Consider the following 13,735-nt stretch of genomic DNA (forward strand, 5'->3'; position numbering starts at 1 on the left):
AACATGGCGCAGACCGACAGCGCCGTCGGGTCCAGCTGGGCCTGAGAGAAGTACCCGGTTCTGCGGCGGCGCACCGCTAGTCGGTGCGTCCGCCGCGAACCTCAACTACGCACGTCTACTTGCGGTATCCACCGTGAGTGGGCGTGCGTAGTTTTTTCGGGTTCTTTCAGAACCGGCCGCCGCCACCCATGAAGCCGCCGCCGGATGAGCCTCCCGAGGACCTCGACCCTCCGAACGAGGTCGGGCTCCAGCCACCGAATCCGCCCCGCAGGCCGCCGCTGAGCAGGTCGCCGATGATGATGCCACCGAGGATGGCTCCGGTGTCGCTGTCCGTGCGCCGCATGTAGGCGCGCTGTGCCGACTGCACGTCGGCGTTGGCCAGCGATTGCGCCTGGGCTGCCAGTGTCGACGCCCCGTTGGCGTAGGCGATCGCGTCGGTGAGGCTGGAAGGCTTTCTTTCGTGTGCGGCTTCGAGCTGGCGCTTGGCTTCGGCAAGCCGAGTCCTGGCTTCCGGGCCGACGCTGCCACGTCGGGTGTCGATGTATTCCGACACCGCGCGCACTCGCGACTCCGCAGTGAACATGGCCTGCTCGAGCGAGCGCCTGAGCCGCTCGGCGTTGGCTTGTTCTTGAGCCACCGTGGCCACCATCCGGTCAAGTTCGGCGTCTGCCTTACTCAGTTGCGCGAACGCGCTCAACGGATCGGCGGTACCCCGGGAACCACCCGAGCTGTCCAGCGCGCGGGCCGCCGCATCGCGAGCGGCGATCAGTTCGCTGGTATGCGCCGAGGAGTTGCCCTGCGACTTCTGCAGTTGCTCGTTGGCCCGCTTGATGCCGGTCTGGATGTCGGCAACCACCGACGGCAGATTCTGGACGGCATGCCGGATGTCGTCGGCGGCGCTGTCCACCGCGTCGAGCAGCGAACGCGCTTGTCCCAGCGCGGCTTCGGCGGCGCGCACCGAGTCCACCAGTCGCGTCTGCTGTCCGCTCACCGCGTGGCCGGCCAGTTCGCGGGCGATGGCGATGTTGCGGTCGGCGAACTCCAAGCGCTCCTTGGCGGTGCCGACGTTGGCCGAGACCGAAGCCAGCGCCGTGGCACCGAATTCCCGGTGCAACTCGACCAGATGTTGAGCCGCGGGCTCGACACGGGTGGTGAGTTCGACGTATCGCTGCGTCATGGCGTCGAGTCTGGACGCCGCGTTGATCACCAGATCGCGGAGTTGCTCGAAGGCTTCGGTCTGAGATTCCAGCTCGCGGTCGGCATTGGCGGCCGAAACGATCACGCGCGTGAGCAGTTCACGGCGCTGCGCAGGGGTTTCAGGGATGCTGTCGTCGAGTTGATGACGCACCGTAAACGCCTGCGCCAGTGCGGCTTTGGCGTTGTTCAAGGCTTGCGTGAACGGCGCGGTCCGCTGTTCGCCGAATTCTTCGATGGCCAGCGCGAGTTCGTTGGCGCTGGTGCGCACCGCGTTGTCGACTTCCACCACCTTCGACCGGGACAGCTCGTCGAGGATGTCCAACGGCACCGTGGCCAGAGCGGTCGCATCGGTGGGGTCCACCCGTCGCGCCGCGGCCAAGGCGTCGGCCCGTCGCCGCCGGCCACGCCGGCGCATCACCCACAACAGGATCAGCACGGCCAGCGCAAGAGCCGCGAGGAAGGCGAGCAGCACCACCCAGCCCGTCGAGCTCGGCGTCACATTGAGTCCGTTGGCGGCGGCGACGGCGGCGCCGCTCCAGTCGCCTCTGGCCAGCGCGGGCTCGATCTGGTTGCGTCGCAAGTCGTCCACCTGCCGCGCGTTCACACCCGGCACGGCGTTGCCAACCAGGAAGGCGTAGGCGCGGTCGGTGGTCGCCACGGCCAGCAGCGCCTGGCTGCTCTGCAGATCGCTGGCCCGCCGGGTCTGCTCGGCCCAGCTCTGCGCGCTCTGCCCGGAGAACGTGTCGACGTAGACGACCCACAAGCGGATCTGCCGGTCCCCGTAGAGCTTGATCGTGGCCGAGGTCACCATGGCCCGACCCGACTCCGAGAGCGCGTTGGCTTTGTCGGTGATGTAGCCGGGCAGTCGGAACGGCGGCTGGGCGGCGGCGGGGGGTGCCTGTAGCAGTACCCCGCCGCCGACTGCCAGGATCGTCAGGATCACGCCGAGTAGGCGAGCGATGCGCATATCGCTAATTAAACGTCGGTGACGTTGTGCTTGGCGATTGCGGTCCTTGCCCGCCGAAATGTCACGCCTGTCCGCCCCCCGAAGCGCCCAGCGTGCGCTGCATGTCGGCTTTCATGGCCACCAGCTGCGCGTTCCAATATCCCCAACTGTGCACGCCGCTGCCGTCGATGTTGAACGTGGCGTTGTGGCCACCCGCAGCCGTGTAGGCGTTCTTGAAGTCGACGTTGCTCTGCAGCACAACCTGCTCGATCACGGTGCCCGGAATACTGCCCTGTCCCAACTCCGACGGCTTCCCATTGCCGCTGTAAACCCACAGGCGGGTGTTGTTACCGGCGAGCCGTCCGGCTTGCACGGTGGGATCGTGGCGTTGCCAACCCGCCCCGCCCGACGGCCCCCACATGTCCTCGGGATTGAAGCCGCCCTCGTCGTTCATCGCGAGCTTGATCAACGTCGGCCCGTTACCGCTGGACGGCGTGAGGTATGCCGACAACGCACTGGCATAAGCGAATTGCCCCGGGTGATAGGCCGCCAGGATCAACGCCGACGACCCGGACATCGAAACGCCGACGACGGCATTGCGGGTGCTACGGACGCCCTTGCCCGCCAGATAGGCCGGCAACTCACTGGTCAGGAATGTCTCCCATTTGTAGGTGGCACCGTTTGCCGACCCGTACCAGTCGGCGTAGAAACTGGACCGTCCGCCGACCGGCATGACCACCGAAATGCCCGAGCCCTTGTATTCGTCGAAGGCGTTGGTTTCGATATCCCAGCCGTTGCGGTCGTCGCGGGCGCGCAGGCCGTCGAGCAGATAGACCGCCGGCGCCCCGCCCTGCTGAAACTCCACCGTCACGTCGCGGCCCATCGCCGCCGACGGGACCTGCAGAAACTCCGGCGCCGCGGCCCGCGCCGCCGGCTCGGCCCCGACAACTCCCAGCAGCCCCGGTAGTGCGGCGGCCACCGCCGCCGCGCTCGACAGTCGACGCATCCAACGTCTGTTGCGCACGTTCATATCTCTGATCCCCTCTGAAACCTCCAGAACAGCAAGCGGGTGGACGCTGTCGTCCATCCCACGGCTGTTTCGCAATCTGGATCCGACCCAGTTCAGCACGTGGTACCCAGGCCGGTGGGGCCTCAATCGGCAGACGTCGTCTCCCTTCGCGGCGGGACGTCGATTGTCACCCAGGCGAATCTTCCCTGGCAGACTGTGGATCGGTGAGCACCGATCAGCCCGACCCCTATGACGACTTCGACCGCGAACGGCGGGTACTCGAAGCGCCGAAGAGTGCGGGTCTGCCGGGCACCGAGGGTCAGCACCGCACCGACTTCGCCCGCGACCGGGCTCGGGTGCTGCATAGCGCGGCGCTACGCCGGTTGGCCGACAAGACCCAGGTCGTGGGTCCGCGGGAAGGCGACACTCCGCGCACCCGTCTCACCCATTCGCTCGAGGTGGCGCAGATCGGTCGGGGGATGGCCATCGGGCTGGGCTGCGATCTCGATCTCGTCGAGCTGGCCGGCCTGGCACATGACATCGGCCACCCGCCCTACGGGCACAACGGAGAGCGGGCGCTCGACGAGGTGGCCGCCGACTACGGCGGTTTCGAGGGCAACGCCCAGAACTTCCGTATCCTGACCAGCCTGGAGCCCAAAGTGCTTGACGGGCAAGGGCGTAGCGCAGGATTGAACCTGACCCGCGCGGCCCTGGACGCGGTCACCAAGTATCCGTGGGGACGCGGTGACAACGAGCGCAAGTACGGCTTCTACGACGAAGACCGCGAAGCGGCTGCCTGGGCACGGGCGGGTGCGCCGGATCGTCGCACATGCCTGGAGGCGCAGGTCATGGACTGGGCCGACGACGTCGCCTACTCGGTGCACGACGTCGAGGACGGCGTCGTCTCCGAACGCATCGATCTGCGTGTGCTCGCCGACGAGGACGAGGCGGCGGCGCTGGCCAAGCTGGGCGAGAATGAGTTCGCCCAGGTCGATGCCGACGACCTGATGCAGGCCGCGCGGCGGCTGTCCCGGCTGCCGGTGGTTGCCGCGGTCGGCAAGTACGACGCCACGTTGTCGGCGGCGGTGGCACTCAAGCGGTTGACCAGTGAATTGGTGGGCCGGTTCGCTACGGCCGCGATCGCCACCACCCGCGCGGCGGCTGGGTCCGGTCCGCTGCTGCGCTACCGAGCCGACCTGCATGTCCCAGATCTGGTCCGCGCCGAGGTCGCGGTACTGAAAATCCTTGCGCTGCAATTCATCATGTCCGATCCGCGGCATTTGGAAACGCAGGCCCGGCAACGCGAACGTATCCACCGGGTGGCCCAGTGGTTGCAGGCCGGGGCGCCGCAGACCCTCGACCCGATGTTTGCCGCAGCCTTCAACGCCGCCTCCGGAGACGGCGCTCGCCTGCGGGTCGTCGTCGACCAGATCGCCTCCTACACCGAGGGACGACTGGAACGCATCGACGCCGGCCGATCCTGACGGCAACGGTGCCCGCGCCGTCGGGACGACGGCTTAGACTGAGCCCGTGTCGAGTCCGGCTGGCCCCAGGGATGCGGGCCGTTCCGGCGGTCGGTCCAGAATTTCGGACCGCGACATCGCCGCGATCCGGGAAAGAGCCGTGATCGAGGACGTCGTCGGTGATTACGTCCAGCTCAAGCGGGCGGGCGCCGACTCGCTGAAGGGCCTGTGCCCGTTCCACAACGAGAAGTCGCCGTCGTTCCACGTGCGCCCCAACCACGGTCACTTCCATTGCTTCGGTTGCGGTGAAGGCGGCGACGTGTACGCCTTCATTCAGAAGATCGAGCACGTCAATTTCGTCGAAGCCGTCGAAATGTTGGCCGATCGGATCGGCCACACGATCACCTACACCGGCTCGGCCACCAGCGTGCAGCGCGACCGCGGCAGCCGCAGCAGGCTGATCGCGGCCAACGCAGCCGCCGCCGCGTTCTACGCCGAGCAACTGGAGTCCGCCGAGGCGGCTCCGGCCCGGCAGTATCTGACCGAGCGCAGTTTCGACGCCGAGGCCGCCCGCCGGTTCGGCTGCGGCTACGCGCCGTCAGGCTGGGACAAACTCACGAAACATCTGCAGCGCAAGGGGTTCGAGTTCAAGGAACTGGAAGCGGCCGGGCTGGCAAAGCAGGGCCGTCGCGGCCCGATCGACCGGTTCCACCGGCGCCTGCTCTGGCCCATCCGCACGTCGGCCGGTGAGGTGATCGGGTTCGGTGCGCGGCGACTGTTCGACGACGACCCGATGGAAGCCAAATACGTCAACACCCCCGAAACGGTGTTGTACAAGAAGTCCTCAGTGATGTTCGGTATCGACCTCGCCAAGCGCGACATCGCCAAGGGGCATCAGGCCGTGGTGGTCGAGGGATACACCGACGTGATGGCCATGCACCTGGCCGGGGTCACCACCGCGGTCGCGTCGTGCGGCACCGCGTTCGGCGACGAGCATCTGGCCATGCTGCGCCGGCTGATGATGGACGACAGTTTCTTCCGGGGGGAACTGATCTACGTCTTCGACGGTGACGAGGCTGGCAAGGCCGCCGCGCTCAAGGCATTCGCCGGCGAACAGAACCTGGCCGGGCAGTCCTTCGTAGCGGTCGCCCCCGACGGCATGGACCCCTGCGATCTGCGGCTGCGCTCCGGTGACGGCGCGCTGCGCGACCTGGTGGCGCGACGAACCCCGTTGTTCGAGTTCGCGATTCGCACCGCGCTCGGCGAGATGGACCTGGACAGTGCCGAGGGCCGGGTGGCCGGGCTGCGTCGCTGCGTGCCGATGGTGGGCCGGATCAAGGACCCCACGCTGCGCGACGAATACGCGCGCCAGCTCGCCGGCTGGGTCGGCTGGGACGATGTCGCGCAGGTGATCGACCGGGTCCGTGCCGAAGCCCGCAAATCCGGCGGCTCCGCCCGGTCCGCGGCGCAGGCGAAGCCGTCTCGACGCACGTCGCCCGCTCAGACCCCCGCTGAGGGCGGAGCCGCACAACCCGCCGTCGCCCGTCCGGACCCGCGCGATCCGACGCTGTGGCCCCAGCGTGAGGCTCTCAAATCGGCGTTGCAGTATCCCGCGTTGGCCGGCCCGGTGTTCGACACGCTGACCGTGGAGAGCTTCACGCACCCGGCTTACGCCGCCGTGCGGGCCGCGATCGAGGCGGCGGGCGGCACCGCGATCGGTGTCAGCGGGGCCCAATGGTTGGACATGGTGCGCCAACAGACCAGCGCGGCGCCGATCGCCGGCCTGATCAGCGAACTGGGTGTCGAGACGATCCGGGCCGACGACGAGCAGTTGCCGCGCTACATCTCCGGGGTGCTGGCCCGGCTGCAGGAAGTGTGGATGGGGCGCCAGATCGCGGAGGTCAAGTCGAAGTTGCAGCGTATGTCGCCGATCGAACAGGGCGACGAGTATCACGCCTTGTTCGGCGACCTGGTGGCGATGGAGGCCTACCGCCGCAGCCTGCTGGAACAGGCCAGCGGCGACGATCTCACGGCATGAGACGTCAGCGGGTGGCGTTCACCTGCGGTTCGACGTCCGACTCGAGTTCCTCGACGCGGCCGACGACGGCGGTGCCGTCGATCTCGGTCAGTGTGACGAATCCGGTGTCGGGAGAGATCCGATTTGCGATCTTGCGACGACCCCCTTCGATCATCGATCTGGCTATCGGACTCGACGTCACGGCGCGATAGGTGCCGGCAATCTGCTCGTAGCGTCGACGTCCGGCTTTCGTGCCCAACACGTAGCCCAGTCCCAACACGGCGACATACCCGATCAAAGCGGTCCCTCCGAAGCGAAGTGCGATTGGTTCCATCCTGCCTCATCCGGTGGCGAAGCGGCGCGCCCGATGCGCCGACGCTCCCGGGGCCTCTAGTTGGGGGCGACCCTGCCAGTACGCTAGAGTCGTCCCGCGATCAGCACCAGGATTGGCTGGACTGATAGTCCCCTGTAGCTCAACTGGCAGAGCATTCGGCTGTTAACCGAAGGGTTGAAGGTTCGAGTCCTTCCGGGGGAGCCTATGGTTGCTCGGTGTCGTCGGATGGCTGCTTGCGCCGGGCGAGTCGTGCGGCGTAGGCCAGCGCGCTGAGCCCGTACACGACGGCGACGAGCAGCAGCCAGCGCCCCAGGAAGGGTTGCTGGTCCTGACCGGTGGCCGCCACGTAGCTGGATTCGCCCTGCCGGATGATTCCGGGGAAGAACAGCAGCAGTGCGAGGCCCGCAGCCAAGGTCGGCACGCGAAAGTAGTTGAGCGGCGAGATTTCCGGCCGACTACCTCGTCGAATCCGAACGGCGGCAACGGCTTTGACCAGAGAGCGGTCGGCCAGCGCGTACAGCGGAAACAGGATCAGGTCGTGCGCGATGATCGCCGCGATGAACCAGACGCCGATCGATTGCCACCACACCGCCGGATTCCACAGGGCGTGCGGCCCGAGCACGGACACGACGTATCCGGCCAGCGCGCACGCGGCGACCGTGCCCAGCAGATGCAGGGGATGAGCGCCGTAGAACGCGGTGAACCGGGCGATGCGGGCGCGCATTTCAGGCGGTGCCGAACTCGATGGACCGCACCCACTTGGTGTTGTGCACCCCGGGCAGCGCGGGCACGATGATGCGCGCGGGATAGCCGTGGTCGGGCGACAGGTCGACACCGTTGACCCGAAGGGCCAGCAGCGAGTCGCGATCTCTCACCTGGTTGGCCTGTAGGACCGCCTGGTTGAATGCCCCGACCCGCTCGAGTGACCGCACCGTGGCCCGCGCCGGACCGCGCATCCCGGCCAGGGCGGCCAGATCGCGGAGCCGAACTCCGCTCCACCTCTGGGTTGTCGACCAGCCCTCCACGCAGGCGATCGGCAACTCGGCGGTGTGCTGCGGCATGGCTTCCAGGTCAGCCCGGTCCAGCAGCACTTGACCCGACGGGCCGCGCACGGTGAGTCGCCAATCGGGGCCGGTGTCGGCGGGGGTGATCGCCGCGGCCGCGGCGGTCCGGTTGACCTGAAAATCATTGGGTCCGTCGCCGCGGCTGCGTCCCCGCGGCAACAGCAGCGCCGCGCCGCGGGTGAAGCCGCCCACGGTCTGGCCGGCGGTGAGGACCGCGACGAACAGTGCGCCGCCGGTGACCATAGCCAGCGCGCCGCGTCGACTCAGCGTGGCCGGGGCGGGATTGGCGGCGACCAGCCCGTCGGCGTCGTGCGGCTCGGGGCGGGTGTCGGCCCGCGAGGTGCGCAGCACCGTACGGAACGAACGAGACCGCAAGCCGGACAGCATCTTCGGCCATTTGATCAGCACGTGGATCACGAAGCCGGCGATGAAGACCCACGCCCCGAAGTAGTGGGCGGTGTAGAAGCTGAAGCCGAAAATGTAGTCGTACTGGATGTTCAACACTCCGGTAGCCAGCTCGAACAGGATCCCGCCCACCAGCATCGACAATGACAGCCGCTCCAGCAGTTGCGCGAACGAACGCAGCGGTGGCCAGGCGAAGAGCCGCGGAATCACCGACCAGAGTTTGGCCAGCACCACCGGGATCAGGACCAGGCCCAGACCGACGTGCACGCCTTGGGTCAAGCGGTACAGCCACGGGGGTCGGGTGGGCCAATCGAAGGTGGGTAACTTGAGCCATCCCACGTCGTTGGGGATGGCCTGGCCGAATTGGGGGGCGTACGCGATGTAGGACAGCAGACCGGTCAGGATCACCAGCGGCAGTCCGACGAGCAGCGCCAAGCCGAACACCGACGTCAGCCACGGCCCCCGCAACGGGCTTCGCCATCGGTGCAGCAGGCGCGTCCCGCGCGGGGGATGACGTTCCAGCGCGCGCCACAGCGGAGCGGGAAACCCATAACGCCGGTTGCTCGTATCGCGCTCGAAAGCCGAGTTGGCTTTGGCGGCTTCGTGCTTGGGATCGGCCAATACGGTGCCGTTCGTCGTCGGTGCAGTCGACCGTTATTCGATGCTGGTCGCCGGACGGATTGCCCGCACCCGAATTTCCAAACGGCTGCCTGCTAGACCAGCAGGTGCGCGCCCCACTCCCGCTCGGCGGCCAGCTGCGCGGCCGAACCGGCGGACTGGCTGTCCGCTTCGCCGCTGGCCAGCTTCACCAAGGCGGCCGCCAGCGCGAAGACGGGGACCTGATGTCTCTGGCCGGCGGCCACCAATTCCCGGAATGCGGCATAGCTATCGCACCGGCGCCATCCCACGAGAATCCCGACCGCCGTGTCGAGCGCGCGGGTCGCTTCGTGCCGGCCGTCACTGATCGATACTGCTGTGCGCAGACTTTCGGTCATCAGTCGTCGAACCCTTCTGGAATTGCCATGTCGCACACGGCGAGACGAAGCGAATGGGAAGCAGATGATCAACGGAGGCGACAGCGGCACGGCCGCACGGACTGAGGCATGTCTCCACTATAGGGCATCGGCAAAGAGTCGACTTGATTCAAAGTGTTTGCCTCACAGTGGATTTAAAGACCAGGGCCGAGTAAGCGGGCGGTCGCTACGCCGCGGGTGCCCGACGGAATCGGGCGACCAGCGGGTAGAGCTGGCAACCCAGGCAAATGCCGAAGGCCGCATTCAGAAACGCCGCGAAGAGGGCGAACGCGGTTGCGACGAGTCCCACCAGCGTCAGCCCGGCCACGAAGCCGATCACGCCGATGACGGCGAAGATCAACCCGACCAACTGCGCGAACTTCAACGGCGGCACCGGTTCACGTTCACTGACCGGGCTCAGCCGCGGCGCGACCAGTTTGGCGAACAGCAATCCGTAAGGGCTGCTGCGTGGACCGCGCAACGCGCTCAGCGCGAAGACGACGGCCTGGGCGCCCAGCAGCGCCGCCGCGGCAGGCTGGCTGAAGACCGACAGGACCAACGTCGAGACCAGAACCGTCGTGGTGATCCACGCCGCAAAGCGGGGACCGCGCACGTCGACCTGGTTTGTCGGCGACGACATCAATGTGCTCCTCTCAAGGGCTGCAAGGCCGTCTGTAGGTCGGCCGCCTTCGGCACCCCGGCGGTGCGGAACCGCTGCCGGCCGTCGGAGTCGAAGATGAAGGTGGTGGGCAGTGACAGCACTGAAAGTCGTTTGGCCGGACCGGGATTGGCGTCGATGTCCAACTCGACATGCGCCACATCGGGCAACTCGGCGCATACCTGGTCGACCACGCGACGCACCGCCGCGCACGGGCCACACCAGTCCGCGCTGAAATGCACCACCGTCGGCCCGGTCTCGGACAGGCCAAGATCTGAATTGTCTTGCCCGCCAACCGACGAACTGCGCAACACGCCCGACCGGCGATTGACCAGCGCGCCGATCACGCCGGCACCGCCCAACGCCGCGACGCCCGCGATCGCCGCGATCACAGCAGAACTCACCAGCACACCAACACTTTCCGCAGCGCGATATTCCCTAGATGGAGAAATCCTCGCCGTACCAGACCCCGGCCTCGGGGGGACGGATGACGCGTTCGGCCGCTTGGCCGTTCTGCTTGCCGGTGCTTCGCGACTCCAATCTCGCCACCCGGGTCAGCAGCGATTTGAGGCTGGCGCCGACCAGGTCGGGCAGTTTGGATTCGTCCTCGCTGGCGGGACCGGGACGGCTGACGATCTGCCCGGGTACCCCGACCACGACCGCGCTTGCCGGGACTTCCTTGACGACGACGGAGTTCGCGCCGATCCGGCTGTCGTCGCCGATCTTGATCGCGCCCAGCACCTTGGCTCCGGCGCCGATGGTCACCCGATCGCCGACCGTGGGGTGACGTTTCCCGGTTTCACTGCCGGTGCCGCCGAGGGTGACCCCGTGGAAAATCGTCACGTCCTCGCCGACCTCGGCGGTCTCCCCGATCACCACGCCGGTCGCGTGGTCGATGAACAGGCCCGGTCCGAGCACGGCACCCGGATGAATCTCGACGCCGGTCAGGATGCGGTTCACTTCGGCCAGCGTCCGGGCCAGCAGGCGCGCGCCGCGCAGCCACAACCAGTGGGTGACCCGGTGCCCCCATACGGCGTGCACGCCCGGGTAGGCAAAGACGACTTCCAGCACGGTCGGGTTGGCCGGGTCGCGGTCCCTGGCCGCCTTGATGTCGCGCCGGATCGCCGCCAGCATGGCTAGTCGCTCAGATCTTTGAACAGCACGGTGCTCAGGTACCGCTCACCGAACGACGGCAGCACGACGACGATCAACTTCCCGGCGTTCTCGGGTCGGCGGGCCAGTTCGAGGGCGGCCGCGACCGCAGCGCCCGAGGAGATACCGACCAGCAGTCCTTCCTCCTTGGCCAGGCGCCGGGCCAGGTCGAGGGCGTCGTCGTTGTCGACCGTGATGACCTCGTCGACAAGGCCCATGTCGAGCACCGCCGGGACGAACCCCGCGCCGATGCCCTGGATCGGGTGCGGCCCCTTTTGACCGCCGGACAGCACCGGCGACGCAGCCGGCTCGACGGCGACGAACTGGACCGATGGCTTGCGCTCTTTGATGGTCTGCGCGACACCGGTGATGGTGCCGCCGGTTCCGATCCCGGAGACGAAGATGTCGATCTTGCCGTCGGTGTCCTTCCAGACCTCCTCGGCGGTGGTGACCGCGTGCACGGCAGGGTTCGCCGGGTTTTCGAATTGCTGCGGAATGAAGTACCGCTGATCGGTCTTGGCGAGTTCCTCGGCCTTGGCGATGGCACCGGGCATGCCTTCGGATCCGGGAGTGAGGATGAGTTCGGCGCCGTAGGCGCGCAACAGGATTCGCCGCTCGATGCTCATCGTGTCCGGCATGGTCAGCACCAGCTTGTAGCCGCGCGCCGCGGCCACCATCGCCAGGGCGATGCCGGTGTTTCCGCTGGTGGGCTCGAGGATGATGGTGTCCTCGTTGATCAAGCCCGCCTGCTCGGCCGCATCCAGCATCGCCACGCCGATGCGGTCTTTCACACTGCCCGCCGGGTTGAACGATTCGAGCTTGGCGACGACGTCGGCCACCGCACCGTCGGTCACCCTGCGCAGTCGGACCAGCGGTGTGTTGCCGACCAGTTGTGTGATGTTCTCCGCGATGCTCATCTGCCTTCTCTCAAATGTCGGCCTTCGGAAAGGGCCACGTCTCGTCCCAGCTGATGTCGAATTCGATGGTCAGTTCGGTGGGCACGGTCAGGGCGACCGGGGTGAACCGCTGAGCTGGTTCTTCCATGGCCACACCCGTCAGTACCCGTCCGCCCCCGATGTGTGGGGTGGACGCGGTCAATGTTATTGCGGATGCGCCGGGGATGCGACGAAGGTAGAAATCCGTTCCCGGCCCAACCGCGCCGTCGAAGGTGAAGCCGTCGGCGTCGACGATGCCGTGCGGGTCCTCGGCGTTCAGTCTCATCGGGACGGCCACCTGGAACGGCCCGATCAGTTCGGGTTCGACGAGGGCGTCCGCATCGACGAGCGGGGGTAGGTCGGCGTCGCGGGGCGCGGCATACGCTCCCGCGAGCAGGTAGTTGTACAGGTGCACGATGCGGTCGGCATTGCGGTGGTGCCGGGACCCGCTCAGCCAGAAATCCACCTGATCGATGGTGGGCGCATTCCCCGCTGCGCTGATCAGCCGGTAGTAGCGGTAGCCTCGTCGGCCTCTGCCGTGGCTGCTGGTCGAGACCGTGCTGCCCACGCCGAGCGTGCGCCGATATCGGCCTTTGCCCGGGTCGATGGTCAGCCGGGAGCCGGACACCGGCTGCCATGTCCGGCCGTCTACCGACTTCTGCAGCTCGACGGCGGCGGGATGGTCTGCAGCCGCCGACAACGAGAAACCGCCGAGTTGAGGGTGGCCGTCGAATTCGAAGGTCAGCGCCGAGTCCGAGCGATGCACGGCGATGGGCGCGTTGAGTGGCCGGGTGTCCAAGGACAGGCCGTTGGTGAAGTACCAGACCGCGGCCTGCGTGCCGGCGATGGCTTCGTGTTCGCTGATGTTGGCCGACCCCATCGGATAGCCGGCCGCCCGTAGTTGCTCGCTGAGTTCGGCGACCGAGCGCAGTGGGTAGGAGTGACGCAAGATCCAGTCCACTTCGGCTTCACAGTCCCGGGCGTGCAGGTGCGGCAGCGCCGACCAGCTGTCCAGCCGGTACCGCGACGGCTGGTGCGGGGCGATGCCGGTGAAGTCCAGCGAGTACGCCCGCAGGTTCGGGTTGAGCCGGATCAGGTCGGTACGCGCGGTGGTCCCGTCGGTGAACACGATCCGGTCGACGGTGTGGGAGTAGGTGCCGCCTCGGTACCGCATCATGCGGCTGGGCTCGGCGGTGGGGCGCACCCGGACGCGACGACGGACAGCCAACTCGGGTAGCGCACGGCTGGGAGCAGACAGCAAAGTCATGGGCAGGTGATCTTTCCGAGGAATTCGAGCCGCGCATCGCCGGGCCACAGGGCGGTCTGTCACAACCGCGGGCAGGGGAGCGCGAGGATTACTGCGGGCTCAGAAGATCAACAACAACAAGACGGCATGCCAAAGCAGCGCGAGGGAACGAGGCGCGGCTGGTAGGCCTGTTGCATGCGTCCCACTATAGGGCATCGCCCTTTTCCGACCATTCGGTTCACGCGTGGTTAAAGGTTTGTGTGCGATTGCCGGGTCACTTACTCTCGGCGGGCGCC

Annotated in this window: 13 protein-coding genes and 1 tRNA gene; 3 read left to right on the top strand and 11 right to left on the bottom strand. The window is 67.3% G+C overall.

Annotated features, from left to right (window positions below):
- Nucleotides 1–166: 166 nt before the first annotated feature.
- Both AC5Y46_RS19475 and AC5Y46_RS19480 read right to left on the bottom strand, forming a co-directional pair.
- On the bottom strand, nt 167–2,164 hold the full coding sequence (locus AC5Y46_RS19475) for a TPM domain-containing protein (protein WP_499992537.1): 1,998 nt from the start codon (nt 2,162–2,164) through the stop codon (nt 167–169).
- 61 nt (nt 2,165–2,225) lie between these two features.
- Nucleotides 2,226–3,173, bottom strand: coding sequence for an esterase family protein (locus AC5Y46_RS19480; RefSeq protein ID WP_499945262.1), 948 nt, complete (start codon nt 3,171–3,173; stop codon nt 2,226–2,228).
- Between the two features lie 203 nt (nt 3,174–3,376).
- Here AC5Y46_RS19480 and AC5Y46_RS19485 point away from each other — a divergent pair, with 203 nt between their 5' ends.
- Nucleotides 3,377–4,636 carry a deoxyguanosinetriphosphate triphosphohydrolase gene (locus AC5Y46_RS19485; protein ID WP_499992538.1) on the top strand — a complete coding sequence of 420 codons (1,260 nt, stop codon included), beginning with the start codon at nt 3,377–3,379 and terminating at the stop codon, nt 4,634–4,636.
- Between the two features lie 46 nt (nt 4,637–4,682).
- A complete protein-coding gene (gene dnaG, locus AC5Y46_RS19490; RefSeq protein ID WP_499992539.1) occupies nt 4,683–6,653 on the top strand; it encodes a DNA primase in 1,971 nt (656 codons plus the stop codon).
- A 4-nt stretch (nt 6,654–6,657) separates the two neighbouring features.
- Here dnaG and AC5Y46_RS19495 read toward each other — a convergent pair whose 3' ends face one another.
- Nucleotides 6,658–6,930: a hypothetical protein gene (locus AC5Y46_RS19495; RefSeq protein WP_499992578.1), complete on the bottom strand. Its 273-nt coding sequence runs from the start codon at nt 6,928–6,930 to the stop codon at nt 6,658–6,660.
- A 164-nt stretch (nt 6,931–7,094) separates the two neighbouring features.
- Between AC5Y46_RS19495 and AC5Y46_RS19500 the strand changes: the two genes are divergently transcribed.
- Nucleotides 7,095–7,167: transfer RNA gene (locus AC5Y46_RS19500), tRNA-Asn, on the top strand.
- A gap of 1 nt (nt 7,168) precedes the next feature.
- On the opposite strand, the gene AC5Y46_RS19505 is transcribed toward AC5Y46_RS19500, so the two are convergent.
- From AC5Y46_RS19505 to AC5Y46_RS19540, 8 genes are all read right to left on the bottom strand, one after another.
- On the bottom strand, nt 7,169–7,690 hold the full coding sequence (locus AC5Y46_RS19505; protein WP_499992540.1) for a hypothetical protein: 522 nt from the start codon (nt 7,688–7,690) through the stop codon (nt 7,169–7,171).
- A gap of 1 nt (nt 7,691) precedes the next feature.
- Nucleotides 7,692–8,957, bottom strand: a complete 1,266-nt coding sequence (locus tag AC5Y46_RS19510; RefSeq protein ID WP_499992580.1) for a molybdopterin-dependent oxidoreductase — start codon at nt 8,955–8,957, stop codon at nt 7,692–7,694.
- A gap of 191 nt (nt 8,958–9,148) precedes the next feature.
- Nucleotides 9,149–9,430, bottom strand: a complete 282-nt coding sequence (locus tag AC5Y46_RS19515; RefSeq protein WP_499992541.1) for an ANTAR domain-containing protein — start codon at nt 9,428–9,430, stop codon at nt 9,149–9,151.
- Between the two features lie 205 nt (nt 9,431–9,635).
- The gene (locus AC5Y46_RS19520; RefSeq protein WP_499992542.1) at nt 9,636–10,088 is read right to left on the bottom strand and encodes a DUF4395 domain-containing protein; all 453 of its coding nucleotides are present in this window, start codon (nt 10,086–10,088) and stop codon (nt 9,636–9,638) included.
- Nucleotides 10,088–10,510: a thioredoxin family protein gene (locus AC5Y46_RS19525; RefSeq protein ID WP_499992543.1), complete on the bottom strand. Its 423-nt coding sequence runs from the start codon at nt 10,508–10,510 to the stop codon at nt 10,088–10,090. Before AC5Y46_RS19525 ends, AC5Y46_RS19520 begins: the two co-directional genes overlap by 1 nt.
- Nucleotides 10,511–10,544: 34 nt before the next feature.
- Nucleotides 10,545–11,240 (bottom strand): serine O-acetyltransferase, encoded by a 696-nt coding sequence (cysE, locus tag AC5Y46_RS19530; protein WP_499992544.1) that lies wholly within the window; start codon nt 11,238–11,240, stop codon nt 10,545–10,547.
- A 2-nt stretch (nt 11,241–11,242) separates the two neighbouring features.
- Nucleotides 11,243–12,175 carry a cysteine synthase A gene (gene cysK, locus AC5Y46_RS19535; RefSeq protein WP_499945773.1) on the bottom strand — a complete coding sequence of 311 codons (933 nt, stop codon included), beginning with the start codon at nt 12,173–12,175 and terminating at the stop codon, nt 11,243–11,245.
- A gap of 10 nt (nt 12,176–12,185) precedes the next feature.
- Entirely contained in the window at nt 12,186–13,460 is a 1,275-nt protein-coding gene (locus AC5Y46_RS19540) for a thioester domain-containing protein (protein WP_499992545.1), read from the bottom strand.
- Between the last annotated feature and the right edge of the window lie 275 nt (nt 13,461–13,735).

This window comes from Mycobacterium sp. NGS59, from assembly GCF_059812345.1.